Origin of the sequence: Parendozoicomonas haliclonae (assembly GCF_900174585.1) — a bacterium.
Lineage (GTDB): Bacteria > Pseudomonadota > Gammaproteobacteria > Pseudomonadales > Endozoicomonadaceae > Sansalvadorimonas > Sansalvadorimonas haliclonae.
On record NZ_FWPT01000001.1, the window covers coordinates 256,371 to 281,592 of the forward strand.

At 53.7% G+C, this 25,222-nt stretch carries 21 protein-coding genes; 6 read left to right on the top strand and 15 right to left on the bottom strand.

Translation table 11 applies throughout. From position 1 onward, the window contains the following. The first annotated feature begins 9 nt into the window (after positions 1 to 9). The 6 genes from EHSB41UT_RS01190 to EHSB41UT_RS01215 are packed head-to-tail and all read left to right on the top strand — an operon-like array spanning position 10 to position 3,144. Entirely contained in the window at positions 10 to 426 is a 417-nt protein-coding gene (locus EHSB41UT_RS01190; protein ID WP_087106077.1) for a hypothetical protein, read from the top strand. Continuing rightward, positions 423 to 671, top strand: coding sequence for a hypothetical protein (locus tag EHSB41UT_RS01195; protein WP_087106079.1), 249 nt, complete (start codon positions 423 to 425; stop codon positions 669 to 671). Before EHSB41UT_RS01190 ends, EHSB41UT_RS01195 begins: the two co-directional genes overlap by 4 nt. Further along, entirely contained in the window at positions 668 to 1,555 is an 888-nt protein-coding gene (locus EHSB41UT_RS01200; protein WP_087106081.1) for a DNA cytosine methyltransferase, read from the top strand. Before EHSB41UT_RS01195 ends, EHSB41UT_RS01200 begins: the two co-directional genes overlap by 4 nt. Further along, positions 1,552 to 1,779: a hypothetical protein gene (locus EHSB41UT_RS01205; protein ID WP_087106083.1), complete on the top strand. Its 228-nt coding sequence runs from the start codon at positions 1,552 to 1,554 to the stop codon at positions 1,777 to 1,779. Before EHSB41UT_RS01200 ends, EHSB41UT_RS01205 begins: the two co-directional genes overlap by 4 nt. Then, positions 1,779 to 2,123 carry a hypothetical protein gene (locus tag EHSB41UT_RS01210; RefSeq protein WP_087106085.1) on the top strand — a complete coding sequence of 115 codons (345 nt, stop codon included), beginning with the start codon at positions 1,779 to 1,781 and terminating at the stop codon, positions 2,121 to 2,123. Before EHSB41UT_RS01205 ends, EHSB41UT_RS01210 begins: the two co-directional genes overlap by 1 nt. Before the next feature lie 31 nt (positions 2,124 to 2,154). Beyond that, a complete protein-coding gene (locus EHSB41UT_RS01215; RefSeq protein ID WP_133060339.1) occupies positions 2,155 to 3,144 on the top strand; it encodes a hypothetical protein in 990 nt (329 codons plus the stop codon). Here EHSB41UT_RS01215 and EHSB41UT_RS01220 read toward each other — a convergent pair. The 15 genes from EHSB41UT_RS01220 to EHSB41UT_RS01285 are packed head-to-tail and all read right to left on the bottom strand — an operon-like array spanning position 3,113 to position 25,213. Continuing rightward, positions 3,113 to 3,328 (bottom strand): hypothetical protein, encoded by a 216-nt coding sequence (locus EHSB41UT_RS01220; RefSeq protein WP_133060340.1) that lies wholly within the window; start codon positions 3,326 to 3,328, stop codon positions 3,113 to 3,115. The genes EHSB41UT_RS01215 and EHSB41UT_RS01220 overlap by 32 nt on opposite strands. Beyond that, positions 3,306 to 3,695, bottom strand: a complete 390-nt coding sequence (locus EHSB41UT_RS01225; protein ID WP_087106091.1) for a hypothetical protein — start codon at positions 3,693 to 3,695, stop codon at positions 3,306 to 3,308. Before EHSB41UT_RS01225 ends, EHSB41UT_RS01220 begins: the two co-directional genes overlap by 23 nt. Beyond that, on the bottom strand, positions 3,695 to 4,327 hold the full coding sequence (locus EHSB41UT_RS01230; RefSeq protein WP_087106093.1) for a hypothetical protein: 633 nt from the start codon (positions 4,325 to 4,327) through the stop codon (positions 3,695 to 3,697). The genes EHSB41UT_RS01225 and EHSB41UT_RS01230 overlap by 1 nt, the downstream gene beginning before the upstream one ends. Further along, on the bottom strand, positions 4,320 to 4,973 hold the full coding sequence (locus EHSB41UT_RS24570; protein WP_087106095.1) for a hypothetical protein: 654 nt from the start codon (positions 4,971 to 4,973) through the stop codon (positions 4,320 to 4,322). Before EHSB41UT_RS24570 ends, EHSB41UT_RS01230 begins: the two co-directional genes overlap by 8 nt. After that, the gene (locus tag EHSB41UT_RS01240; protein ID WP_087106097.1) at positions 4,970 to 5,545 is read right to left on the bottom strand and encodes a hypothetical protein; all 576 of its coding nucleotides are present in this window, start codon (positions 5,543 to 5,545) and stop codon (positions 4,970 to 4,972) included. The genes EHSB41UT_RS24570 and EHSB41UT_RS01240 overlap by 4 nt, the downstream gene beginning before the upstream one ends. A gap of 23 nt (positions 5,546 to 5,568) precedes the next feature. Continuing rightward, positions 5,569 to 6,552, bottom strand: coding sequence for a phage tail tip fiber protein (locus tag EHSB41UT_RS01245; RefSeq protein ID WP_087106099.1), 984 nt, complete (start codon positions 6,550 to 6,552; stop codon positions 5,569 to 5,571). 29 nt (positions 6,553 to 6,581) lie between these two features. Beyond that, positions 6,582 to 8,246 (bottom strand): hypothetical protein, encoded by a 1,665-nt coding sequence (locus tag EHSB41UT_RS01250; RefSeq protein WP_087106101.1) that lies wholly within the window; start codon positions 8,244 to 8,246, stop codon positions 6,582 to 6,584. Continuing rightward, on the bottom strand, positions 8,227 to 8,412 hold the full coding sequence (locus EHSB41UT_RS01255) for a hypothetical protein (RefSeq protein WP_087106102.1): 186 nt from the start codon (positions 8,410 to 8,412) through the stop codon (positions 8,227 to 8,229). The genes EHSB41UT_RS01250 and EHSB41UT_RS01255 overlap by 20 nt, the downstream gene beginning before the upstream one ends. A 9-nt stretch (positions 8,413 to 8,421) precedes the next feature. Beyond that, the gene (locus tag EHSB41UT_RS01260) at positions 8,422 to 8,880 is read right to left on the bottom strand and encodes a D-Ala-D-Ala carboxypeptidase family metallohydrolase (RefSeq protein ID WP_087106104.1); all 459 of its coding nucleotides are present in this window, start codon (positions 8,878 to 8,880) and stop codon (positions 8,422 to 8,424) included. A gap of 56 nt (positions 8,881 to 8,936) precedes the next feature. Next, the gene (locus EHSB41UT_RS01265) at positions 8,937 to 9,287 is read right to left on the bottom strand and encodes a hypothetical protein (RefSeq protein WP_087106106.1); all 351 of its coding nucleotides are present in this window, start codon (positions 9,285 to 9,287) and stop codon (positions 8,937 to 8,939) included. A 26-nt stretch (positions 9,288 to 9,313) separates the two neighbouring features. Next, complete coding sequence (locus EHSB41UT_RS24410; protein ID WP_133060342.1) at positions 9,314 to 9,760, bottom strand: hypothetical protein; 447 nt, start codon at positions 9,758 to 9,760, stop codon at positions 9,314 to 9,316. Positions 9,761 to 9,773: 13 nt separating this feature from the next. Then, positions 9,774 to 12,803: a tail fiber domain-containing protein gene (locus tag EHSB41UT_RS01270; protein WP_087106110.1), complete on the bottom strand. Its 3,030-nt coding sequence runs from the start codon at positions 12,801 to 12,803 to the stop codon at positions 9,774 to 9,776. Position 12,804: 1 nt separating this feature from the next. Beyond that, a complete protein-coding gene (locus EHSB41UT_RS01275; RefSeq protein ID WP_087106112.1) occupies positions 12,805 to 13,158 on the bottom strand; it encodes a hypothetical protein in 354 nt (117 codons plus the stop codon). Between the two features lie 32 nt (positions 13,159 to 13,190). Continuing rightward, positions 13,191 to 23,009 (bottom strand): NADAR family protein, encoded by a 9,819-nt coding sequence (locus tag EHSB41UT_RS01280; RefSeq protein WP_087106114.1) that lies wholly within the window; start codon positions 23,007 to 23,009, stop codon positions 13,191 to 13,193. Continuing rightward, entirely contained in the window at positions 23,009 to 25,213 is a 2,205-nt protein-coding gene (locus EHSB41UT_RS01285) for a hypothetical protein (RefSeq protein WP_087106116.1), read from the bottom strand. Before EHSB41UT_RS01285 ends, EHSB41UT_RS01280 begins: the two co-directional genes overlap by 1 nt. Positions 25,214 to 25,222: the final 9 nt, after the last annotated feature.

The following is a 25,222-nucleotide window of genomic DNA, read 5'->3' on the forward strand; positions in this document are numbered from 1 at the left end:
ACAAGAACTATGTACTCGCATAACCAAGTCGCGCCGAAATCTCCACGCCGCCCCTCAGTCCCGTTTACACCAGAGCAGGACAAGATTCTTTTCGACCAGTACGCCCACGCAACGATCCATGACCTTATCGCCCAGATAAAAAGACCGGCTCAAGACATCTTTAAAAGGGCGAACCGTCTGGGGCTGAAAAAGGCGACAAAAGCCAAGCCTGTAAAAGAGTACACAGAATGGGAAGACAACCTACTCAAAAAAGAGTACGGGAAGATGCCCATTACGGAGCTTGCAAGACAGCTCGACGTATCAGGTAACACGGTACTGGTCAGAGCGTTCCAGCTCGGGCTTATCGGGAATGGCTACAAAATCTCACTCAAAGAAACTCTAACTCACGATCCTAGAAACGTGCTGCTAATGAAGGCTTGGGTATGAATCCAGTTGACGCAAAAACAAAAGACCTCCTGAAAGGCCAGTCCAAGAAAGATTTAATGCGGATCGTCTTCAACATCGCCGCTCGAGAAGCTGGGCACTTGAAGATGATCGAAGACTTGCAGAAGCGAGTCGAAATGGAAATGCAGATAAGCGGTCGCATGATGCTAAAGAACCTCGAGTTATCCGGGCAGGTTACTCAGGGGGCTATGGATAAGTACCTCCAAAATAAGAAGGACGCAGCATGATTACCGTGAACAGTTATTTCTGTGGGGCTGGCCTCATGGACGCCGGTCTTACCCGAGCGGGTATAAAGATCGGACAGGCATTCGAGCTGGATAAAGACGCCTGCACAACATACCGAGCCAACTTCGGCGACCACTTGGAACAGTGCGACCTGACCCAGAAACTCGTTCTGGAACAAGACACCTGTGACGGGATGGTGTTTACCTACCCCTGCACTAAATATTCCTCGGCTGGGGAAATGCACGGAACCCGTCTCGGCGATGACCTGTTCCTTCACGCCCTTCGCCACTTGGCTGTAGCGCGACCAGAATTTTACGTGGTGGAAAATGTACCGGGTATGGCCGCCTTTCCGCTGGTGATGGAGGCCATGAGCAAGATGCCGGACTACTACGTCCAAATCTTCGCCCCGGTTGAAGCAACGACTTGGCTCCCACAACGCCGCAGCCGACTAATCATTGTCGGGACAAAACGCAGCTTCAACATGCGCCCCCCAGAAGCCACTCGCCCGGTCACCCTGGCAGAAATTATTGAAGACGATCCGCGAGTGACTTATCACAAGTCGATAGCAAAAAGGATGAACGGTGAATACCGCGACCGCCCGATTATTTCCGACCCTGCGAAGGGAGACGTTGCGCCCTGTGCAGTGGCGCACTACTCGAAAGATAGAAGTACGCGCCTCGTCGTGGATCGTCGTTACAAACTTGGCGTCCGGCCTTACTCGGTTCGTGAATACGCCCGACTCCAAGGACTCCCAGACACCTTTCATTTTCCCGTAACTGATAACGCCGCCATGAAGCAGATTGGCAATGGTGTCCCTGAACCGATTGGTTTCTGGGTGGGTACGGAACTGACCCGGTACATGAAGCAGGAGAAGCTGGCGGCATGAAGATCGTGACCCGACAGGAAGCCAAAGCCCTGAAACTGAAACGCTATTACACCGGGGAACCGTGTCACCGGGGGCACTATGACGAGCGGACTTTAGCCAGTGGGGAATGTATCACCTGTCACCGGATACGGATTCAGGGGATGCGGAGAAAACGTAAAGAGGTTATGTCGTTCCTGACGGCTGGCACGACTCTTGGGGTAATGCCGAAGAAGGAGGCAGCGTAATGTTCAACTTTTGGCCTTTCAACATCAAGCGGAAGCGTGAAGAACACCGAAGAGAAATCGAACGGATGGAAATCGAGTTCCAGTTAATCCGCGAGGAAGCGAAGAAAGCACTGGAAGTTTCTGCCGCTCGACACAACGGGCGTTTAGCGCGGAAGGATAACCAGTCTCGAGTAGTCGCTACCCAGCACCAACAGGCGGACACGACTACCGCTTTTGTAGCGGGAACGATGGTCGCCGACTCCGGCTCCTGTTCCCCAAGCAGCTCAGGTTCCAGCAGCTCTTACAGCTCGAGCAGCTACGACTCCGGTTCCTCTTTCAGCAGCAGTGGCGGGGGTGACTGCTAAACACCAACCTCGAAACCTTGAGACAATAATTATGAATACTTGGAACTTCCGGGCGATGCTGGTTGCTTGCTGCACTTCTGCGGCGCTGACAGTCGCCCTTTTTTGGTCTTTCTCGACCGGCCTTCTGGCACTGGCCTTTGCCGCAATCGCTTTGGTTGTGGAGTGGGCACGATTCGCCGCACTGGAAAGAGCGGTTGAGCGAATCCATGTTCCGGCTGAACGCTGGAACTTCACCCTCTGGCTGGTGCTGACGTTGGTCAGTGTCCTTGCCAGTGTAGCCACGATCAACAAGGGGGCTATCTCGGCTGGGGAAACCTCGCCTCAACGGGCAGTCCTCCTTGCCCAGATCGACAATGTTCAGAGCGTTATCGACCAGAATAACCAGTTTATTGCTCGGTACACAGAATTGGACAGGCTACAGGCAGACGCCCGCCCCATCCAAGCTGAGAACCTGAAACTGCTGGAACAGTTGACCAGTTACCAGAACCAACTCGCAGCACTGAAAGCACCCGTGCCAAACGAGCTGCAAGCATTGGCGGTAGGTGTGACTGCTTTGGTTGGGGGGAAACCGGATAAAGTGATGTGGTGGTTGGTTGTCGGGTTCAGTGTCGCCCTGGAAGTTGTTGCTGCGTGGCTCGTTTGGGTTCACGCCATGAGTGTTCGTGAGACTCCGAAACCTGCAACGCCTAAAGTGGAACCGGCGAAGCCTGAACCTGAACCGGTATACGAAACAGTGGAGCGGTCGGCCTTGGAGGTTATGACTGACCCCGATCCCCACGCCCCACTGACAACGGTCAGGAAAATAAAGCCAGTCCCGGCGAACGATGACCTCTACACCCGGATCAAGAAACTGGTGATAGAGGAACAGGCGTTGCCCCCTGTCCAACGGCGTATTGCTGCTGAACTGAAAGTGGGGGCTGCTCGGGTTAAAGCGGTACTTGAGAAGCTGGCGGAAGAAGAGTTGCTGGTAAAAGAGTCGAACGGCTCTTTTATAATGCCACCGGAACCGCTTGCGGAGTAACGTCACCCGGAGCTTTGGCGGTCGCCATGATCTGCCGAAGCTCCGCCCTTCTGACCCGAACCGGGTGGTCTTCTGGGAGCAGCTTTTCCAGCTCCTTCATCAACTCAAAACTACTCTGTGCATACTCGGTGCTGGCCTTGTTATATTCGGCGTAGTCGTCCTTATACGTCTGCAAACGTGACACTGATTATCTGCTCCTTATATGGGAAGTTGGTTAGCGTGAGGCGGAACGTGCCCGGTATCTCACTTGTCCATTCCAGTACACCGTCATCTATAACGGCCTGACCACCGGGGTAGAAAACAAGGGTGTTGTCTGGGACGCCGGAGATAACTAAATCTTCGCCAACAGTAGTGGGTTTCTGGATCGAGATACCCATAGTCGGGCGATCCAGAACTTCCCCGGCTTTAATGTATTTCTCACCATTATCGAACTCACCCAGACACACGGCAAAACCTTCCCGCCTCTGCGCATAAAGACCATCCATATCGGAGCTGGAAATCACCCCTTCGATCTGGCCTGTCTTCTCGTTGTACACGGTTCCTATGAACATTATCCCTTCCAGACCCCTACCAAGATTTTTGAAGATATTTCTGCGTAGTCATTGTTCAAGACGGTATTTAAAACAACGTCCCCGTCACGAAGACGCTTTTTTGTACCCCTCGATTGGTAACCGATCGTTCGGAAACGGAAAGTCGTAGGGGTATTTGGGGCTGCGCTAAACACAAAGCGGCAGAACGAAGCCTCGTCGAGTGTTCGGTTGTTGGATATGTAATCGACGCCGGACATATCTTTAATGAGTGCAGCGAACTTTGAGCCAGTAACGCCTGTGAACAACTTCGACCCGTTTTTATAAAGCTCTACCCCGACCTTCCGAACAGTATCAGAACCTTGGTACGCAATAGGGGTATCGTCTCCGACCCAATGGAAAGTGATAGGGATTACGATTTCTTGGATCATCGCAAACGGAGAACCGGGGATCGTAAACGTGAAATCCCGTTTGTTTGTGGGCGTGAATTGATACCAGCTACTCACGCACCCATCTTTCAGGTTGATTTCTCGAACAGCATTGGCGTTATTAGTGGCAAAAGAGCCGCTGAAAGTACCTGTCGCCGCTGCCATGTGTCCACGGATTATTGTCGTGGTGTCGTTAAACTCCGCCCAACCATCAGGTACGCTAGTCACTACCGGTCTCCCGCATATATTTAACCAACAGCCAGCCAGAAGCAGATACGCCAGTTTCATAGGCCACGATACTGATTCGCGCTGACTTGGTGATTTTGTGAAGACCTACATGGGTAAACACCTGACTCCCGACATGAGACCGGAACCGAGAAATATCGGGCACGGTCAACGTGGATCGTGGAGCCATAGCAGCCATATTCCGAAGATATACATCGTTGAGGTTGGGGATAATGCCACCACCCCCGCCCGGATCAGGCGGCTCGGGGTCTGGGGGGTCAGGATCAGGCGGCAATGGGTCAGGAGTGTACCCATCTGGCGGGGGAGGGATAACGCCGGTAGCCCAGCTGGGCATAGAGTCGTATACACCGTGAAGGGCAACATGACTGGCCTTGTCTGCGTAGGCGTTAATCTCAATATATTGGTAGTCCCCGTTCGGAACCACATTCACCGACAACATATCCGCGCCCTTGGTGACCTGCTTCGGGGACTCGTAGCGGACGTATTGCAGGTAGGAGACTTCGCCAGCCCCAATGTTTATGGTGTCCACGGCGTCGATAGCACTGGCGGCCATCTTGAACTTCGCAGAGCCAGTCGCACCGATTAGCTGCCCCCGAAACAGAACATCGTTAATCTCGAAGTAACTCATTTCTTTATAAAGTCCACCTTGAGAGTGATGTCGGTGAAAACCGGATAAACAGTCGTAGAGGCGTCATTCCACCGCCAATTCACATCGACAACATGGCTACCCGCGCCGACCGATTTAGCCCCCATGTGGAGCATCCGTTTTTCTGTGATGTAGTAAGTACCCCACGGCTGCGCCCCGGTGTTGAATATCGTTTCCCCGGCAATGTTCATTTCATGCCAACACACGAAGTTTGTGCCGGAATCGTCATCGTCGGCGTTATCGAGGTTGTACTGGCAGGTAACCAGAAGAACGCCGGACTCCCCGGACGGGACGTTGCAATTTAACCGGATCAGGTTGTGGTAAATGTTATCGCCACCCCCACTAAACCCGTCCCCATACCAACGCTTTGGGATATGGGCGAGCCAGTGGCGGGCAACGGCTCTGCCGCCGATAGTGAGGTTCTTAACAACATGCAGAGCGCTGGTCGTCAGCTTCCCGGCAAACGTACCCTCCATAGAGGAAATATCCGCCCGGAAAATGGCGTTGTTGAACTCGGCTTTGTAGTCTCGGGTTACCTCCGTCCCGTCTACCATGTAGAACGTCCGACGGAGGCTACCTACTTTTTTAGTATCCACCCCGTGCTACCAGGGACGTAATTGTCGGACCTCAATTCCCCGGCGATCTTGGCACTGGTTATCGTGGCGTTGTTTATGTTGGCGGAGACGAAGTTACCGATGTTGCCCGTCAGCTTATCCACCGTGAGGTCAGAGATAGCGGCACTCTTAATGGTGGCGTTCTTAATGAAAGCACCATCCATCACGACCCGGTTACCATCAACGGCAAACGTGAGTCCGGTTTTACCCGGAGAGCCAACCCCGAAGGTGTCCACTCGGAACAGAGCTGCGCTGGTCTGACCATCGTTGTTCATGGCGAAGCCAGTGGAGTAACCATCGACGGTCATTCGGACGCCCCACTTACCGCCATGCTGCTCGATCTTATCAACCTCGGCACTCAGGGCATTATCCAGCTCCCGCATACCGACTTTGCCAGCGATGGCATCCAGAACCCATTCGGGATCTTCTTTGGTCGTGGCTTCAATGCCTTCGGAGCCATGCCATGCGCTATGGCCTATCTCGTTTACGTGGCGTATCCAGTAGAAGTACGTGGATTGGGGTTCGACCACATCGGCGAAGATGCCTCCAGCACCCGTACCGACAAATTCTTTCGTATCGAAATCGTCCGTTTCGGAACGCCAAACTTCTGTGATCGTTACGTACCAGAACGGCGGGGGCATATCCCAAGTAAGGTACACGTTCTGGATCGTAGTACGGGACGCCGCATTGGTGGGCGCACCCGGTACGGCGGTTGGTTTGTCTCGATCCGGGCGAACACCTACACCAGAACCACTGGAACCCCCAGACCCGCTACTACCAGACCCGGAGCCGCCAACACCGACATACATGCCACCCTCGAAATCCCGGTGTGTGACAGCACGATCCAGTGGGTCGCCCCTGTGCCCAGCCTGAACCTGTAGGGCTTCCTGCATCTGGTTAAGGTACTGGCGAAGTGCTGGGTCAACATTGGCAGGGACAGGGAGCATCCCCGGCGTCCCTCGATTTGGTCTCCGGCTCACTTAACCTCCCCCATGCTGCCATAGATACCGATCATTTCTATGGAGTTGGAGGACTCAACCTCGAACTGCCACCGCTTCGACTCTGGGAGTAGTGGTAACCGGAAAGGCACGTTGCCGTGAATGTCAGCCTCGAAAACCAGCGAGTCGTCAGCCCACAAACGGAACTTGTTTACCCCTCTGGCCTCGAGGCGACCAACAGCAAAGAAAACAAGCTGGGGCAGGACAAACTCTTTCGACCGCCAGCGGTAAGGTAGTTTTTCGCCCTCGTTAAATTCCCCCAGGTTGGATTCGTCACCTTCGCCGTAAACGACAAACGTCTTATCGGTTTCGATGTCGTAGTAGTAGGACTTTACTCGTAGGCCAGAAGTGTTCGTGAAAGTCGCCGTGTCCCCAGCCGGGTCGAAACAGAATCCCAGACCTGTCTCCGGGTTCTCAGCGAAATACTTACCCTCATGCTTGTAGGCGATTAGCTTGGAAGGCTTAAACGACTGCCACTGTTCACGGGTGAAGAACATACTGGTGACAATTTGCGTTGATGCGCCCTCGGCACGAACCAATCCGTCAGTGCTGGCGTACAAGGCATAACCGCCCATATCTACCATCGACTCTCGGGAGAGACAGGCGTGGTCAGAATCAATGGGCATAATCGCCATCGCTGCCGGGTGGTTACCGGCAATGAGTACCGGCTGTTCGTCCGTGGCTACGAAGATGCCCCCATTAACCACGCAAGCTGCGACTGGTCGGTCAGAGTGGGCTTTGCGGTAGGCGGCTGGCCAAGCGTGGGGCAGGTATGGTTCGGAGAAACAGAACTGGTTGCCTGACCAACCAAACAGGAAACCACCGGGGCACTCGAGCATTTCAGCCAGAGCACCGTCAGGATATAGCGTCTTATCGTCGTTTGGTGGCTCTATCCAGTCTTCATTCGGTGCGACTTCCTGCAACTCTTTAGCGGGAGTCACATCGTCAAAGGTCTTGGCGTTGATTTCCACATCGCGGAGAAACTGGAACACGTTACCTTGCGTACCGGTGTTGTTCCGGTAGACACGCCACTTTGCCCCCTCGGAAAAGTTGTAATCGCCAGCCGGGACTGCCGGTAGTGTCACCTCTACCACATCGAGGTAGTAAACGTCTGGGAGTGCTGCCGTAGCGAGCGACAAAGAGCCTTCATTACCAAAGGCGTCTACCAGCGAAAAACGGTAAGCCCGGTCATCGAAATCAAGCGGTGCGGCGTTTGGCTCCGGGCGTTCTTCCGGCAGCTCGCCAGCCTCATAACCTTCAACCTCAGTGCCCGGTTCCCACTTGTTTTTGACCACTGCATGAGTGGGTTCTGGCTTCGGGATACCGAGCCGAAACTCTTGGTCAAACGTGCGGAACTTCGGGTAGTCGGAGTCCGTGAAGAATATCCGCTCCCTGTCGTCATTCGGGATCGGTGTTCTTGCATAGGATCGGCGGTGAACACTCTCGATCCACTTGCCCTGATACTTGAAGACGGTGGTCGTCTCGTTGTTTAGGCCAGACACGTTTTTGATGCCACGCCAGCCATCCAGCCGGGACTGATCCAGCCGGACGTTTTCCGCAACAGTCGCTATCTGGTCACTGAGCTTTTTGGGGCTGATCTTGGGGGCGATACCCCCAAAACCATCAAGAACTATGCTTGTCATCGCCCCTCACTGCTTTCTCGTAGTGCTTGAACCACTCGTCATCGCGGGTGTTCTTGGTGCTTTTGACGATCTTCTCCCCGAGCATCAACATAAATTCGGTGAGGACTTTCTCTGCCAGAAAGCCAGCGATCATCTTGGTCAGAACCTTCATCAACAGAATTTTCATGGGGTCTCCTTACGCTCTGCGGTATACCGTCTCGCCATGCTCACGGCGGGCGATCAGGTCTTGTCGGCGTTTGCGGGTAGACGACAGACCGATGTGAACCCATGACTGGTGTTCTTCGATGTTCTGGTCATACCCAACGTCAGCCATGTTTTCTCTGATGAAGTTCCACAGACTCGGGACGGACAGGCCAATGGCTTTGATGTCTGCGGCGAGGCATTCAATGTGCGCGGAAGTAGCGGAGCCTCGGACTTTGGCGTTCAGTGCCGGGGAGCGGTAAGCCGAGCTGACGACGATAGGAACGTCCTTACCAAAGTGCTGTTTCAGGCGGTCACGAAGAACCTGCAACCACTCAGCCAGCCGGTAAGCGTTTCCCTGTAAGTGGGAAGGGATTGAGTTATCGAGGTCGTACTTGATCGCCATTGACGAGCGTTCAAGTTCTTCCTTGGAGAAGTTTGTGGTGAGTTGCATTCCCGCTCCGCATTATAGGCAGTCCCTATATTTTACGGGAACGGAAATGCTTTGTCTTACTGCTGCTGTTTTTGTGCCTTGTCGGTGTTCTTTGGTGGGAGTCCGGGCATGTTAAATGGGTTGAGTGAAGAAGTAGCCGCCAGGACTAACACAAACACGCCCACCGCAACCTTCTTCCAAACGGCGGTAGTCGTAGACTCAGCGAACTTAACAAGTTGATCCAGTTTCCCATGCTGGACAGCGTGGTCGGTTGGGGACATGCCCAGAAACTCTTTCAGCTTGGCGTCGATGTCCTTGGAAATTTCAGTCCGCATCCGGGTTTCCATTTCCATCATTTCCAGACGCATTTTATCGCTAACCCGCTCGGCAGTACGGTCGGCTACCTTTTCGGCTACTTCTTCGACCATCTTCCGAATATCTCCTGTGTCCATCGTCATAGTGGCCCGATACCCCCACCACCACCACCGCCGCCACCTCCGCCAAGAGATTCGGCGACTCCACTCCATGACCAATTAGAATACAACCCAGCGGAGTTACTGACGCGGACTCTTACCCGGCCTGTTGGTTCTGCGCGAGGGTATACGTCCTTGGTCTGCCCATTGCTCATGCTGGAAGTTGTGTCACTTCCGGGGGCATGGTCTATGTGTACGGTGACGGTCGGGTTTGAAGTACCGGATGAGTTCAACTTTATACGGATGCCGTCTAGGGCGTAGTTACCCGAGCTGCTGTAGACTACGGAGTAAGTAACATTTGGCGCAACATTAGCGGACTTGCCGCGAAAGTGACTCATCCAACCCGTACCGGAAGTGGGAAACCCGGCCTGCCCACGATAAGCGGACAGCCAGTTACCTTTATTAAACTCAGTCCGAATCTGGGACATCCAAAGAGTCCCGCTACTTGGTAAGGCCACGTTTCACCTCCGCAAGCTCGGAACGAAGTTCTTTCACCGCCGCAGCGAGGTAAGCGATGGTCTGCGTGTAGTGGAGCACACGTTCATCGTCAAAGTGGTCGGACTCCCGTGTAGATACGAGGTGCGGCTGGGTCTTCTCGATTTCCTGAGCAAGAAAACCGGTCTCGACACTACCATCTTTGGTGTATGAGTAGGCGTTCCAGCTGCAAACGGTGTCCAACGCATTTTCCAGAGGCTTGATTTCCGACTTCAACCGGTAGTCAGAAGTGATGCCCAGATCAGAGCACACTACGGAGCTACTGATATTCATGTGGTAGCCCCGGTAATTCCGAACCCACGCCTCTTTAAAGTACCAACCGGAAGTACCTAAATACGAAGTGCCCGATGTGCCGGAAGTGTTCGGTAGGAAACCGACTCCGGTAGTCGCTGCACGAAACCATTTGCTTTCGGGAACAACAAGATGCCCAGAACTTTCGACCCGTGCGAGCTTACCGGCTGCGAGGTTGTAGGCTGATCGGACAGCCCCAGCGGTAGCAAACTTCGAGTTGGAGCTATCGGAAACAGAACTGGTGATCGTGTAGTTCGGGACGTTGCCTAGACCGACATCGGACTTGGAGGGCTTATACCCGGTATGGTAAACCCTCTTGTCGTAGCTTGACCCGCAGTAAATCTCCCCGTTCACACGTACTTCTTTATTAAACCAATGGTTCGGGCGATCGGTGATGTAGTGGCAGTGCGAGGTGTTTTGCGCCCCCAGGTCTAAATAGCCGTTGTCGTTAGAAATGCGTGTAGAATTGCCCCCAGAACTACTGAGGAAAACACTACCTATCGAATTATGTAAATGTAGGTGGGTATTGCCGCTGCTGCCGTACCCGACATACCCCCGCTCTGTGTTTCCTGAGTCCCGATACGAAATCCAAGCCGATAGCGATGCACCGCTACCAGTAGACTGCATGTTGATTGTGGGGTTGGTCTTATGTACGACCAAGCTGCCAGTAAGAGTCCCCCCAGATTTAGGGAGTGCAGCGTTCGCCACGCCCAACGCCTCGACACCCTTGTCATGAGCGAGCTTCGCTGCTCGAGAAGTGGCAAACGTGGACGCAGAATCCGAGGTTACGGAAGAGGAAGCCGAGTAGTTGGGAACACTCCCGAGGCCGACATCAGATTTACTTGGTTTGTTGTTCGGAGAATATTTACCATCGAGGGCGGTTTGTAACTCTACAATCTCACTTATAGCGTGTGTGTGGCTACCCAACTCAACCGGGACTGTGAAAGCTATATCCTCAGAACCATCAAACGTCTGGGAGACTGTACCGGATACACCCCCGGAAAGAGTGACGGATATACTGCGGGCGGTGGTCAGCTTGTCGGCATTAGGGTGGTAGTTGTCCGCGAAGACTCGTTGGTTTTGGTCGGCGTACAACTGACCCCGGAAATACCAAGTATTTGAGCTGTAGGAGTTTTTCGCCGTCCAGTATTCGTTAGCTCCGTATCGGCGGTAAATGGCGATTTGCTCGGAGCCTACCCCAAGGGTGTCTGGGGATTGAGACCCGAAGTAGGCTATGCCGCCTCCGCGAGAGGTGTTTTTCCCGACGAACAACTTGCCCGCGCCCGGTTTGACCCCAACCCCATGTAAGTTGAGTGTGGATGCTTGGGTATCATCCTCACTTATGAGGGATACGATGGCAGCAGGGGCGGTTATTTCACCCCCAGACTTATCAAACTTCTTACTATCTAGTAGGTTTACAGCTTTACTCGAGGCACTGGTAACCGAGCTGGTAGAAGTCAGGCTGTCGGAGATTGGGCGGTCAGAGTTGTCTATCCGAAACCACAGATCGGCTTCGGTGTCCCAGACAATATTGTCGCCTTCGTCATACTCCACACCGGCAATGGTTCCGGGGACAGTGATCTTGTAGAAGTCCGGGGTCTCTGGGACTGGTTCAGGTGGAGCACCTTTCGTAGCGTCCCAAGCACCTCGGAAGGTCAGGCTGTTTACCGCCGCACCACCAAAGCGTTCAGCAATACGCGCCCAATGTTCAGCAGAGTATTTACCCGGCTCAACCTCTACACCCTCAGTCTCACTCGCCCAGCGTCGAGCAAGTGTTTCGCTGAGAGCAGCACCTACAGCGTTCGAGGCCACCTGATCGGCTTGGCTTGAGATTGTTTCCGCCGTGGCCTCGACACCTGTCTTTAACTCGGCGACAGTGTTCTTGTGTTCGAGAGCGGCTGTCTCACTGGCCTTAGAATTTGTCTCCGATGACTTGGAATTGGTCTCGGACGTTTTCGACTTATTCTGTGAATCCAGAGCAGCAGCAGCGGAATTGGCGGCAGCGGTCTTGTGCCCGGACGCAGACGAGGACGAGCTGGCAGAATCCGCGGCTGATTGGCCGGAAGCGTCTGCGTGTTGCTTGGACTTTTTCTCAGAATTGGAAGATGCTTCTGCGGAGCTGGCAGAAGCCGTGGATGATTTTCCGGCCTCAGTAGCGGAACTTGCAGCAGCGGCGGCTGACTCCCCCGCCTCGGTAGCGGAATTAGCGGCGTTGGTTTCGGAAACCTTGGCAGCGGAACTATTTTCCGCAACGGTCACGGAAATAGATTCCATGTCGGTCTTCATCTGACCGAAAGTAACGAGTCCTTGGGCTACGTCAGCCGCAGCTTCGGTTATGGCCTCTTGTTTCTCGTTAACGTCCTCAATGGCGGTGTTAATCTCTTCCTGCTTCTCGAGTAGGTTTTTCGCAGTCTCTTGGACTTCACCGTGGGACTGAACTACTTCGCCATGCAGCAGCTCAACATTTTCTGCAAGATTTTCGGCGTCTTCTACCCGCTTAACAACACCGTCAAGATAGGCGCGGGATTCAGGAGCCAAGGTATATAGCTCAAACTTGGCAGTGAAACTCTCCCCTGGGCGGACAGAAACCTCGAGGTTTTCGCCGGAGACTTGGGGAACAATAATGTTCTCGCCCGCAGACTGCGTAATCTCCACCCCCTCGACTGAAACGATTTGAATATCCAAGTTATTCAGTACCCCGCGTAACGTCAGCCAACACCTCAACCTCGCCAGCAAACAACGTGGTCACTGCACCTTCTGGGGACTCCAACTGAAAGTCGATCTGGTAAACCGTGGCGAGTAGGTTCTGTGTCTGCTCTTTCGGCAGAACGACAGGGGCAACGCCAGCCACACCATCAGCCGAGGAAATGGTATTGGAGACACGGACAGGAGCCTCAGAGTCGGGCTGCTCTGTGGAGAGCTTCATGGTGCAGGAGAGAACCCAACCGGAAATGTCGATTGGGGTGTCGGCTTCGTCACGGAGCGACACGGTGTAAGGTCGCGTGTCGCCCCGATAGAACGGCTTGAGGGTGTTGGACATTAGGCATTCCAGATATAGGGAGTGCCTATATTTTAACCTTTAGGAAACGCCCGTTCTACATCGTCTTTCCAGCGCGGCATTTGGGACAATACAGGGATCATCTGATTCATGTGTTCCGCCATACCGTCAGCCTCCCAGATTGACGCCGCTTTGGAGAAGCCCGGAGACAGCGCACCAACGCCTTGCTGATCCCAACGCCCCAGAGTACCCATAGCCAAGTCGAGTGGCCCCAGCATACCGGAGCGAGAAAGAAGCTCCCCCATGTACTGCCATTCGTCTCGTTCTTCCTCTTCCTCTTTAGTGATGGCCTCACGGAGAGCCAGAGTCAATGCGGCGAAGGGAGCCATGACAGCCAATGAGTAAGCCAGCGGGAGGGTAGCGGCTGCGGTCTTCTTGGCTGCGCCACCGTCAGCATGGGCGTACTGCTTCTTCATTTCCGTCCAGATGCCCTCGGTGATGACCTTACCAAACGCATAGCTGAACGATTTGAGCTGCCAGATCAGACCGAACCAAGGATTATTAGCCCAGACCGGACGCTGTGCTGCGTTGGGACGAAGTACGGCTTCATCGACAAACTGATGCAGTGCATCATTGACCTGTTTCGCATCCGTATTAAGCGGCGTGTCCTTCTCTGGAGACCATACCGGTGCGCCACCTTTAACCCAGCGATCCAGCGTGTCTTTGTCGATGCCCAAGGAATCCAACTCTTCCAGTGCGATCTTCTTCTGTTTCGCCGTACCGTGCTTGATACGGTCAAGGTTGTTCCGCAGTACGGCCTCGCCAACAGCGTTCGCCATGATACGGGTCATGTTGGTGTATGCCTCTTGACCGTTCATCTTGAACAACAGGTCAGCACTGTTCTTGGCGAGCGGGTCAGCGAACGAGATACCGTAAGCCTCCTGCAATGCAGCTTGGGACATACGGGAATTGATGAAGCCCATCATCTGCGCCCGTTCCCGTGCATCGCTGTAGCTCATGATCGTTTTCGTTACGGCCTTGACCGCAGGCCAGCCGCCAGCAGTACGGGCACGGATCATAATCGCCCCGAAGTCTGGAATACTGGCGACCGTGGAGAAGGCCAGAGTCAGGTAGGAAATGTACGCCATTGTCCGGCTCTGCCACTTACGAGCATTGGTGGGCATTTCCTTCTGGTAACGACCGAGGTAACCCTTCACGATTGCCTGTGCCCGCTCCCTGTCGTTGCCGCTCAGGGACTCCATTTCGTGCCTGATTTTGGCGTTCGGGGAGTAGACAGTCAGGTCATCCGGGGCTTTGGGATCATACTTAACCCAGCCGGACTTAACGCCCAAGTCTTTAACTCTCTCGGCTGCGGTCGAACCCTGCAAGGTAATCCCCAGCTTTGAGGCCAGAGAATCCACCTTTTCTTCCAGCGTCTTACCGGCGAACGGCTTGCCAGTATTAACAGACAGGTAGTGGAGTAGGTTGTTTACGTTCTTCTCCGGGTCGTTCGTCTCACGCCAGTTTTCATATGGATGGAAACCGCCCATCGTGTTCTCAAAACTGCCCCGGCCTGTAGTCGCGTGGACATACTGAGCCAGAACCTCTGCCCCGTTATCGACGACAAAACCAGCATCGAGCAGGGCTTTGTGAAGGTCTGGGTCACGGAGTATCCGTTCACGGTTATGAGTGAAACTTGGGCTGGTCGTCTCTGCCAAATCGCCGTAGTTTTCCTCAAAGGAACCAGCACCTTCGATCAGCTTGTTAGCCAGCTCGTTTGCCTCGATTGAACCGAAGCGGTGGTTCTTGAGGATTTCGATAAACTCTTTTCGGCGCGACTCGATGGCAGGAGCCTTGTAGTAGTACGGGATATAGTTCTTGATACGCCCCAAAGTTGGCATGTTTGGCTTGGCGTATTTGTCATAAAACATATCAAGGAATTTGCGGATCTTTTTTGCGTCCTCAGACACGTTGGAAAGATCAGCACCTTCCCCGGCCTCCTGCAATTCCTTCCAGGCAGCATTAAACCGGGCAGCATTTTTCAGCTCCGGCGTCTCACCTTTCTTGAGTGCTTTAAGGATGTCCAGAGAGTTAGGTTCCTGAACACCAAACTCGTTCAGGAGTTTCTGCATCTGGGCTTCCCACATACCCCGATCCTTGGCACGGCGGTTAAACCAGCCCTCACGGAAGGTCTTGGCCTTACCTGCACCGACAAAGAACAAGTCGGCGAGGTTCTTACTCAGGTGGCGGAGCTGACCGTCACCAGTAGTCATCCGACCCAGAAGACCCTCGTTCGGGTGGAACAGAGTACCGGCCTTCAAGCGAGCCATCATGCCCCGGACAATATCAGCGATCCCCTTAGCCATTGGGGACTGCGCAAATTGCTGGGTGGTCTGCGAGTATGCCGCCTCGAAGCGGGTGCTCTCTGGTTTGTACTCGGCGTGAGAATCCAACAGATCGTCCAACGTCTCCGAAACCGTCTGGTCACGCTTGAAACGGCGGTGGATGAAGTCTGCAACCGCTTTAAACATGGCGGAGAGGCGAGACTTTAGAGCGTTGAACACCTTGGCATTGTCTTTGTCCCCCCCACGCTTACCGGTACGAATCATGTGGATTACTTCGGCAGCAACCTTATCCGCCAACCATTCGTCCCGACCTGCGTCATCAGTCCACGGATCATCCGACCACTTGTTTGTATGTGGGTTGAATGTACGCCCGTTATTCCACTGCTTAACCCCAGCACTGTTCCGATCCTTTGTGTAAGCTCGCATGAGCTTCTGGAACTGAGCGGGGTTCACGTTGTTTAGTAGGTAGTCATTGACGTAAACGTGCGCTAATTCGTGCGCGAGAATATGGGCACGGTTGAGTGCGCCCTTAACGTCATCCGTCTTGGCGGGGTTGAACCTGCTATCCTTCGCAAGCTCTGAACGAGCCTTGGTCAATGATTCGGGGAACCTTTCTGCCCACACACCAGTATCCCTACCGTCCGGGCGGTTGTGGGTAAACGTAGCATCGCCAGTACCGACAAGCTCGCGGGCTGCGTTCGGGTTCTGTTTGAACGACTCGTGGACAAGTTCGTCCATCAGTTTGAGGTTGTAGTCCCCACCCGTTTTCGCCCTGTGTTGTCCCCTGATAGGTGAGCGAGTTTCGCGGGCATACTTGCGATAAACCTCGGGGTCAAAACGGCCAGATTTTAAAGTCTGGTATGCGTGTTCGACAGAGTAATAATTGTTGCCTTTGTACCTAAACGGTCTGTGCGTAAGGTTGCTAAATTGAGCATTCTCCCGGTTCCCAGCCCAGACGTTGATAGGGCGATCGTCTACCCGTCCTTGGCGGGTTGCAAGTCGGGGGCGGAGATAGACAACAGTAAAGCCGCGATTAGCGTCATGGAATACCCGCCCTTGGGAAGTGGGAGCCTCCGGGCGAGTACGTGACTTATCGCCCTCCGCTGTGAACATCGAAGACACAGTACCCCAATCGTCAGTGATGACCACTTTCGTCTTCATCTTGAGGATTTTCAGGATCGTCTGGGCGAGTGCCTTTTCCAACTTGCTAATCGTGCCGAGGACTTTCACTTGGTCGGTATCTTTACCGCCGTAAATGTCCTTGAGGGCTGACCATGCTCTCTGGCGTAGCTTTGCAGCATCGGATTTCTGGTCGGCTTCCCGACCCTGTGGGCCACGGAAATTAGCAGACTGCTTTACTCGATCCTGGTGGTATTTCTTACGGTTCGATTCTTCGCCCTCGCGGGATTTACGGGCACGACCAACTGATTCGTCCGGCGTGTGGCGGCGGAGTTTTTCTTGGTTCTTTCCCGTACCCGCGTTGTCCAGCCACTCCTGTTCGTGGTCTTCGAGGCGGTCTTTCTTTTTGTAGCTATCCTTATCGTGGCCTTCTGGGTTCCAGTTGGCTACAGCCTCAGATTTGCTTTTCGGTTTCGGCGCGTCAGGGATCGGCTTATCTTCGACCACATCAAAGAGTGGGGTCTGGATCATCGCCTGTTTATGGTACTCCCGAGCCTTACGCTGTTCCTCAATCTTCGCCTTGCGTATGGCTTTACGGTTCGCTATTTCGTGCTTATCCGCGAGGTGTTCCCCGAAAGTCTTCTGGCTGGCGTCATACTTGGGTTTGAACCCTTTGACGCTCAAATCCATCTGTAGCTGTTCGCCTTGTGGGAGCAGCTTGGCTATCTTCTTACGGGTCTCGCCTCTACGAATGGACTCCCCTTTGGCCTTCTGCATTTCGACCTTTTTGGCATCCCGTCTACGGGCTTCAATGGCCTTACCGACAGCCTTTGCTCTACGAGCTTTACGTGCCTTCTCACTCGGGGAGTCCGAGTCGGGGACTTCTGTCAGGCGTTGCAGTGCCGCTATGAACTTAGCGTTTGACTCAGCGGCCTGCCGGTCGTCTCTGCGGAGTTTAGCGAGATAGCCTTTACCTTTCTTCGAGGTGAGGTCTATATCAGCATCACGATCCGTAGGGGTGAAACGCTTACGGAGGGTTTCGTTTAGCTTGTCTTCCGTTTCCTTGCTGGCTCGGGGGTCGGAGATAACCTGTGGGGTGCGCCCACCCACGGCGTCGATTTCTTTTTTACCGGCCTTGCCAATACCGTCAGAAATAGGTGTTGTAGTGGTGGATTGAGTAACCTCGTCAAACTCACGGGGGTTCTGCTCCGCTTTAAGGTGATCCTTAAAATACTGATCGGAAGTGCCCTCGTTGCCAGCTATCTCTTTCTCTTTGAAAGACCCGTCCTTAGCGATCTGGCGGTCGCGTGCGTTCTCTAGGTACTGATCCCCTTTCTTTTTGGTCTCCTTTAACGCATAGAAGCGTTCAAGAGCTTTACGGACAACCTTGTATTGCTCGGCAACGATTGGTGGCAGCTCACCGTGGTTCTCGCGGGCAGCTCTGCGATACTCAGTCATGAGTTCAGCCAGAGTCGAAAGTTCAGACGTTCCAGAATCCAAAACATTGCGGAGCTGCTTACGCTCACGGTGTCGCTCTTTCTGACGCTTGTCGTAATCTGTAAGGTTACTATCCCGGTACTCACGGTTGGCCTTACGGACTGTGTAGGCATTCTCTTTCTGGTTAGTCGGGTTCATAACCAGAGTGCCGCGAAGCTCGCCTTTATCGTCCAGTAAGTTACGTGGCAAGAACCCCCGATCGGTCAGGTCGGTTATAGCTGAAAGGAACCCCCGCATGTTGCGCTCGAAAAGTGGAGTCTTTTCAGGCATTGGGGTGATATTTCTATACCCTTCCGTCAAGCTGGGGGCATGAAGTGGTACAGGAGGTTCGCCAGCTTTAGGTTCCCCGGTTTTAGGGTCAACCCTGTCAAACCAGATGACGTTATTGATATTGAGGTCTTCTTTGTCGGACTCGGTGAGTGCTGGCTCTCCGCGAGTTTTCCGACGACCATTCTCCGCGCTAACCGTAGTGTTGATAGCACCTCGGGCGTTGTTCTTCGACTTATAGAATATGGATCGAAGCGTCTGCTGGTCGGCCATCGGGTTCTTCCGGGCAGCGGCGTCTACGAGTGTATGTTTAATATGGAACTTGTCACCGTCCCGCTCGGGAGAAAACTCGGAGTCAGGGAACGCCCCGGACTCGTCAAGTTCGCTGATAAAGTTCAAGGCTTCTCGTAGATTAGAGAACTCGCGGCGGCGAACCTTGAGCTGGAACTCCGGGTATTTCAGCTCGCCGTTATCGTCCAGTTCATCCTTGTTACCGCCACGGCCTGTCGGTTCGCGGTAAGCCTCCCACGTAGGGTTGACCATCGCCAACCATTCTTCGTAGAAGTCTAGGGTGTCGGTGTAAGTGCTAGTCGCGTACCGTGACAGGGTGCGGTTGAAATACGGGTTAAGCTCTTGGTCGTAATCGGGAACCTGTTCAGGATCATCGAGGGCGTTCTGGAAACCATCATCTTCGACCAAGCTCCAAGCACTGCGAACACCTTCCTCGTCAGCGTCCGCAATGAGTTCGACTTCGTTGGATTCCTCCCGTAAATTAGTGAGAATCTGCTCAGTGATAGCGTAGCGGAGGGCATCTTTTTTGTTGATGCCGTAGTACCCGGTTAGGGTTGCTACGCGATCCGCGAGGGGTTTAGTAACTTCTGTATCCCCAGAGCTAAGAAGTTCCTCGGCGTTCTGTATATTCTCGAGAGTTACTTCGTATCCGTAATCTTCTTTAAGTTCCTCGGTATTCCTATTTTGTCGAGCAACTTCTGCCTTCTTTGCTTTTTGAGACGAATTTCTTTTTCGGTTTCCTCCCACCACTCCAGAAATTGCTCCAGAGTCGGCGGACGTACCTGACGCACTATCGCCGACTTGAGTAGCCTCTGGTACTCTTCCAACTGCTTTGGACTCAGTGTTATTTCTTTCTGCATTCTTAGCCGCCTTAGCTAACGCCTTCTTCCGGGCGTCCTGCTGATCCTGTTTTGATTGTTGTTCGGCAACCCACGGGCGGAGTTTATTGGCCTTGTGGTCTTTGGCCTTATATTCCCCCTGGGCGTCATGGGAGAAGCCGACCATATCACTTTGCGGGGAGTCTACGTCAACTACAGGTTTTTGGGTCTGCGGGGTAGATTCAGACTGCGGCTGCTCGGAAGGTTCAAAAACACCATCTAAGGTTTGTTGGCCTTTCTTTTCCTTTCGTCCCTGAGTTTCCTGAACAGTATCGCGGCCTGTAGGCGTTGTTCCCGAGTCAGATTTCCCTTCGGTCGCTCTTGGGGGTTCTCCGAATGGTTGGAATCGACTTTCTTCATTAGTGTTCTCCAATTCGTGCTCGAACGCATCAAGTAGGGCTATGTCACGTTCAATTTCTGACCAGTCTACAGGAGCAGCTTCGTTCTCGAGGTCTACCCCAAGTTCGGCAGAGACAGTAGGGACATCAGACGGTTCGATGTTAGAAGTATCCAGCACCGGGTCAGCGTCGATGGCATCCAGTACCCGGACAACCTCGGACTGCTGCTCCGGCGTGAGCATAACACCCCGGAGAGCGGCGTCCAAAATAGCGGCAGTCTTGGGGTTGGTCTCTACGTAGCTGGAAACGTCCTGCTCGAGATAGGAATAGTTCTGCTTGGCACGGGAGTAGCGGGGTTCCCCGTTAGCTTCGTCCATGATGGCGTCAGCGAGACTATTTGCCCCGTACTCGGAACCGTCCTTGTCATAGTAGCCATGTTCAGCAAGGGTGCGTCCCATGTCATCCATAGACAATCCACTACCGGAACGGCGGTGGTAGAAGCCTGCTGGCTTATACCCAGACTGGCCTTTAACATGGGCGAGCATATTATCCGCAACCGGCTTTTCCATCGTATCCCGGTCTATGCCGCCGAGCTTCCCGATAGCTTGGAGCAAAGTGTCGTCTTCGCTGACACCCTTGGAGCCTTTCTTTGGTTTTGGTTTTGGTGCGTGTTCCTGTTTGGCTTCACTGGCGACCGTACCCACATGGTCTCGATAGGTCGGGCTATTTAGTCGTGGGTCGGTCTCGGCACGAATATCTTCCCGGCGTTTCTGAACCTGCTCCGGGGTAGTGATGGAAACATCAGCACCGGCAAAGTTCAGACCGACCTGTTCTGCTACGGCCTCGGCCTGTGAAGCTGGCACGGCCTCTTCGTGGATAACGGCTCCGTCCTGCTGGGCAACAACGACCGCTGGCTGGTCGCCTTGCTCCATGCCTTCCATAACCTGCTGCTTGGAAAACTGGTAACCAAGGGCACGTTTATTGGCTTCGTCTTCGCCGTACTTTTTCAGGTCTTTCTTGTACTGATCCAGAACTTCCTGTCGGCGGGTAACCAGTGTGCCGGTCGGCGTCTTACGGGTCAGGAACCCTTTAGCCTTGAGGTCTTTAGTCTCTTTGGCGTTGCTCTTGGACAGGAAGACAGCTGGTTTTTTACCGGACTTCAACGCCCGGAGCTGGGCTTTAATATCCTTGGCAGGTTCCGCAGTCGTCGGCTGCTTGGCGGCTTTGGACACCCGGCCTGTTGGGGTGAACAGGCTTTGTTGGCTTTTGTGAGGTGTGTCTGGTTCTGGCGTAGCTGTCTGAGGTTCAGCCCCTACAAATTCATCTGTCAGGCTTGGCTGTTCATAGAATAGCTCGTCATGTGCCTTTTTATCCTTCGCAGCCTCGCGGCGTTTTCTACCTTCTTCCCGGTTAATAGCGGGGGTTCTGATAACACCACCACGGCTGCCGAACATGGGCAGTTGTTCGTCTTGCTCGTGTTCGGTATTCGCGGCCGCTTGTGCTGGGGAACCAGACTCAGCGAACAAGGGGAGGTCGCTAAGGTCGTCCGGCGCATCGAAATCCAACTTACCCTGAATCTGGGGCTGTATTTCATGGTTGGGCTTGCCGCCGTGTCCAGTGTCGCCGAAGTCGAGATTAGACTGCTCAGGTTTCGGCTCTGAAAAGTCGAAACCCATTTGGTCGGTGCCGAGCATTTCCTGCCGGGACTCGAAGCCGAAACCTAATTGCTCAGTAGGGCTTTCCTTACGTGTCGGCTCTGTAGGATCGTCACCATTAGCCGCAGCTTCAGTCTGTGCCCGGAGCTTCTTCATGTGGTTGTCTGCGAGCTGATTCACAACCTCAGAAGGTGTGGCAATTGCACCACCTACCAGACCACCTTTAATCGCGGCCTCTTTATATTCAGCCAGGGCGGAATCAGAGAGGGGGTCACGGCCATCATGGATAGCGGCGGCAACATTCTGGATAAGCTGTTGGCCTGCTTCGGTCGTACCTTCGGACAGGGAAGAAACACCTATCCGGCTGGCCACCTGACCCAGAATATTGTCGAAGCCTTTAACGTCCATATTCAGTGCTTTGGCAGCACCACGCAGAGCAACGTCCAAGGACTTGTATTCGAGAGCGGCTTGGGGAATCGCAGCCAGTAACGCAGTAAACGGTGCGTCGATACCGTCCTGCATGAAACTTGTCTGGTTCTCACCGGCAAGCTGGGCGTACATGGAACCGAACGCTGCGGGTTTACCGTATCGAGTGAAGCCTTTCTTAAAAGCCTCACTGCCGGTCATCTTGGTAATGCCTTTCGTGCCGAAGCTGCGAGCGTAAGCCTTACCGAATGAACCCAGAGCACGGCGACCAGCGATAGAAGACAGGGAAAGGCCACCGGTTACGCCAGCACCAAGTAACGAAACAGCATCGGCGGCAAGCCCCGGTACGTTCTCTCCCAGAGCCTCAATCACATAGTTGCCAAACTCAGCCCAATTATCTACGTCATCGAAGCTGTTGAATGTGGCAGGGTTTCGGGCAGCTTCGGTGATGTTCCGGTGAATACCTCGGCGGCTCCAACTCTCCATGTCCTCAGAGCCGAAGATATTTCCCATGATGTTGGCGAAGCCGTAGAGACCCGCCTGCATGTTATCTGTGCCACGGCGGAAAGACTTCTGAAAACCGGGGCGGGAGGCGTAGGGATTCATGTTGTCCTCGTAGGACTCCATGAGGTTTCCCGCGTTACGCATAGCCTCGGCGTTGGCCTGCTCTATATCCCCAAACTCGTCTGCGGACTGCGTGGCATTAGAGTAGAGGGCGTCATGGTGGGCACGGCTATTGGTGTACGCCGGACGCATGATCCCTTCACGGATAGCGCGGATAGAGTAATCCCGGCCTTTAGAGTCCCTGTACGCAACAACATCACGCCCGTACTTACCTTGCCCGAGGTGTTCACGGGACGAGTAGCCTTCGGCTGTAAGCTCGCGCATTGCATCGGTTTGTTCCGCACTGCCTGTCTGGTCAGTCTCGGAAGCGTTTACCCCGTTCCAACGCTCTCGTTCGCGCCGATCTGTACCATCCTTATAGGTCGTATCCGCATCGTAAAACTCGGGCATGGCTTCTGTTTCGAGCTGCTGGGAATCTACAGCGTCGAAAATAGCTTTAAGTCTGTCGTCCATTACTGCCCCTTACCATCAGCGTATAGTTTTTGTTGGAGTGCGATATAGCCAAGCACTTGAGCTTCGGAACCAAGCTCACCAAGCAATTCGTCGTAATATTCCCGATTAGTCTTCTTCATGTGCGCCAGTGGAGCCTCGGCCTTGTCTGTAGCGACAACTGCACGGATAAAGGCGTCTTTGTCCTGGCGCACGTTGTAGGCGTCCTCAAACCATCCGGGGTTCGGGTTGTGGCGTTTGAGTACCGGGATAGCCTGATTGTAGAAGCGTTGGAGTGTGGCCTTGTCTTTATAGAGGCTGTCGTAGTCGATCTGAACTTGACCGTTGTCGTTACGTGTGACTCTAACGCCAAAATATTTAGCCATAGCCGGGGTCAGAGTGAGTACGTCCATAATGGTATTGGCGGCGTCCTCTGGGGAGTTGAACGGCACGCCTAAATATTTACCATCGTGGTACTCGTCTTTTATACGCTTGGTGAACTCTGTACGGACATCCTCAAACGCTTTATTTTGGTCGGGGGTCATATCCGCCAACGCTTTTGCTTTGGCTGTACGTGCCTGCATCAAAGACGCTTGGACTCGGGCGGCATCATTGGCGACTTTCTGCGCCTCAAGCTGATGGTAATCAACGCCAGAGTGGAGACCGGAAACGTGTTTAGCCTGTGCTGCGTTCAGCCCTTGGGCGTTGGACTCCATTTCCCGCATGGCTGCTCGTTGCGGGTTAATCTGGGCTTGCCCCGGACGACCGCCCACAGAGTATCCTGACAGTGCGCCGGAATAAGCGAGCTGCTGAACCTGACGATCAGTTAATTTATCGAACCTGTTCTTTGGTGGGTTGGAGCCTTCGCCCTTACCCATCTGGTTCTCGAGACGGAGGTTCGGGTTCGCGGCAAGTTCCTCTTCCAAAGTTCTCACGTTGTCCGGGCGACCGTTCGGGTATTTCTCTTTGGGTTTTCCTTTCCAACCATCTACAAACTCAGAAAGTTCTTTTTTGCCGGGGTCGTAAATGTGTTCTTTAACCGCTTTAGGGAAAGCGAAAGTTGTGTCCTTGTAGAACTCTCCATAGTCACCAAGAACTTGCTTTGTTGCTGCACCGATGCCTCGGGAACCACCGCCTGCTTCCTCATATATCCCAGACACCTTATCGGTATAGTCAGCGACGCCTGACTTAATTGTGTCAGGTAGGTTTCGCAAGTCGTCTAGCGCGGCTGCGGCCTGTTTTTTCGCCTTGCCTGTGAGACTGTTTGCCTCGGCCTCGGCTCTCGCTTTACGTACCGCAGCGATATGAGTGTCAAACTGCTTATGTGGGTTATATCCCGGCTGATTAGTGCTCTCAGGAGTCTTGCCGATCTTGGTAAGTGCCTGTCTTTTTGACTCGCGGAGCATCTGTTGTTCTTTGCGCTGCTGGTCTACCAGCTTGGTGGCCGACAGCATTTCGGTAGCCAGAGACTCGTTTTGGTCTTTGGAATCTCCTATGGGGTTAGACCCTTCCTGCAAGCCAAGTTCGGAATTAACTTCGGCGTCGATCTGGTTTTTCTCGGCTTCTGACACCAACTCCCCGGTCTTGGTGTCTCGATACCAAACCTCACCTTGCGGGGTTGTTTCGACGGTTTTACCTTTCCGGGCGACCAGCTTACGGACACCAAACTCGGCGTATTGTGCGCCGATAGCATCCATAGCCTTCTGCGGGTTGATGGACGCAATAACCCCGGACTTCTTACCGTCTGAGTGTTGAATCTCGAACGGTTCTCGTTTGCCCTCTTTGTTGACGCCTGTGATTACTAATTGGTCGCCGACAACCTCAAACTTAGGATCAGACATACCAGCTTTGTCGAGAGCAGCATTGACCCCCGGAATCATGCTGATGCCCTTCGAGTAGTAGTCGAGGTATTCCGGGTTTTCGGACAAATAAGCCCCACGCCCTTTGTTGGGGTTCTGGTCTGCCCAATCGTGGAAGGCACTATTTATCGTGTTGTGTTTGAACGCCGCCTGCCGCTTCTGTGCTTGCTCACGCTCGAAATCCATCGTTTGGGTTTGTGATGTGGTGAAAGCGCGGGAGACTTCGCCCGTTTTCTCGGCTTCATCTTGGGCGCGTTTGGCGAGCGCAAGTTCCTCGCGTTGCATGGAGGTATTCATGCCCGCTTGATACATCTGCAAAGCAGACGGGGCGATATGGCCTATACCGGCAGCAATTTCTAAAAGACTCATACTCCCCCC

Bases quoted from the DNA above. Each gene is read 5' to 3' on its own strand.
- EHSB41UT_RS01190 (WP_087106077.1), top strand. From the start codon at position 10: ATGTACTCGCATAACCAAGTCGCGCCGAAATCTCCACGCCGCCCCTCA.
- EHSB41UT_RS01195 (WP_087106079.1), top strand. From the start codon at position 423: ATGAATCCAGTTGACGCAAAAACAAAAGACCTCCTGAAAGGCCAGTCC.
- EHSB41UT_RS01200 (WP_087106081.1), top strand. From the start codon at position 668: ATGATTACCGTGAACAGTTATTTCTGTGGGGCTGGCCTCATGGACGCC.
- EHSB41UT_RS01205 (WP_087106083.1), top strand. From the start codon at position 1,552: ATGAAGATCGTGACCCGACAGGAAGCCAAAGCCCTGAAACTGAAACGC.
- EHSB41UT_RS01210 (WP_087106085.1), top strand. From the start codon at position 1,779: ATGTTCAACTTTTGGCCTTTCAACATCAAGCGGAAGCGTGAAGAACAC.
- EHSB41UT_RS01215 (WP_133060339.1), top strand. From the start codon at position 2,155: ATGAATACTTGGAACTTCCGGGCGATGCTGGTTGCTTGCTGCACTTCT.
- EHSB41UT_RS01225 (WP_087106091.1), bottom strand. From the start codon at position 3,695: ATGTTCATAGGAACCGTGTACAACGAGAAGACAGGCCAGATCGAAGGG.
- EHSB41UT_RS24570 (WP_087106095.1), bottom strand. From the start codon at position 4,973: ATGAGTTACTTCGAGATTAACGATGTTCTGTTTCGGGGGCAGCTAATC.
- EHSB41UT_RS01240 (WP_087106097.1), bottom strand. From the start codon at position 5,545: ATGGTAGACGGGACGGAGGTAACCCGAGACTACAAAGCCGAGTTCAAC.
- EHSB41UT_RS01245 (WP_087106099.1), bottom strand. From the start codon at position 6,552: ATGCTCCCTGTCCCTGCCAATGTTGACCCAGCACTTCGCCAGTACCTT.
- EHSB41UT_RS01250 (WP_087106101.1), bottom strand. From the start codon at position 8,246: ATGACAAGCATAGTTCTTGATGGTTTTGGGGGTATCGCCCCCAAGATC.
- EHSB41UT_RS01255 (WP_087106102.1), bottom strand. From the start codon at position 8,412: ATGAAAATTCTGTTGATGAAGGTTCTGACCAAGATGATCGCTGGCTTT.
- EHSB41UT_RS01260 (WP_087106104.1), bottom strand. From the start codon at position 8,880: ATGCAACTCACCACAAACTTCTCCAAGGAAGAACTTGAACGCTCGTCA.
- EHSB41UT_RS01265 (WP_087106106.1), bottom strand. From the start codon at position 9,287: ATGGTCGAAGAAGTAGCCGAAAAGGTAGCCGACCGTACTGCCGAGCGG.
- EHSB41UT_RS24410 (WP_133060342.1), bottom strand. From the start codon at position 9,760: ATGTCCCAGATTCGGACTGAGTTTAATAAAGGTAACTGGCTGTCCGCT.
- EHSB41UT_RS01275 (WP_087106112.1), bottom strand. From the start codon at position 13,158: ATGTCCAACACCCTCAAGCCGTTCTATCGGGGCGACACGCGACCTTAC.
- EHSB41UT_RS01280 (WP_087106114.1), bottom strand. From the start codon at position 23,009: ATGGACGACAGACTTAAAGCTATTTTCGACGCTGTAGATTCCCAGCAG.
- EHSB41UT_RS01285 (WP_087106116.1), bottom strand. From the start codon at position 25,213: ATGAGTCTTTTAGAAATTGCTGCCGGTATAGGCCATATCGCCCCGTCT.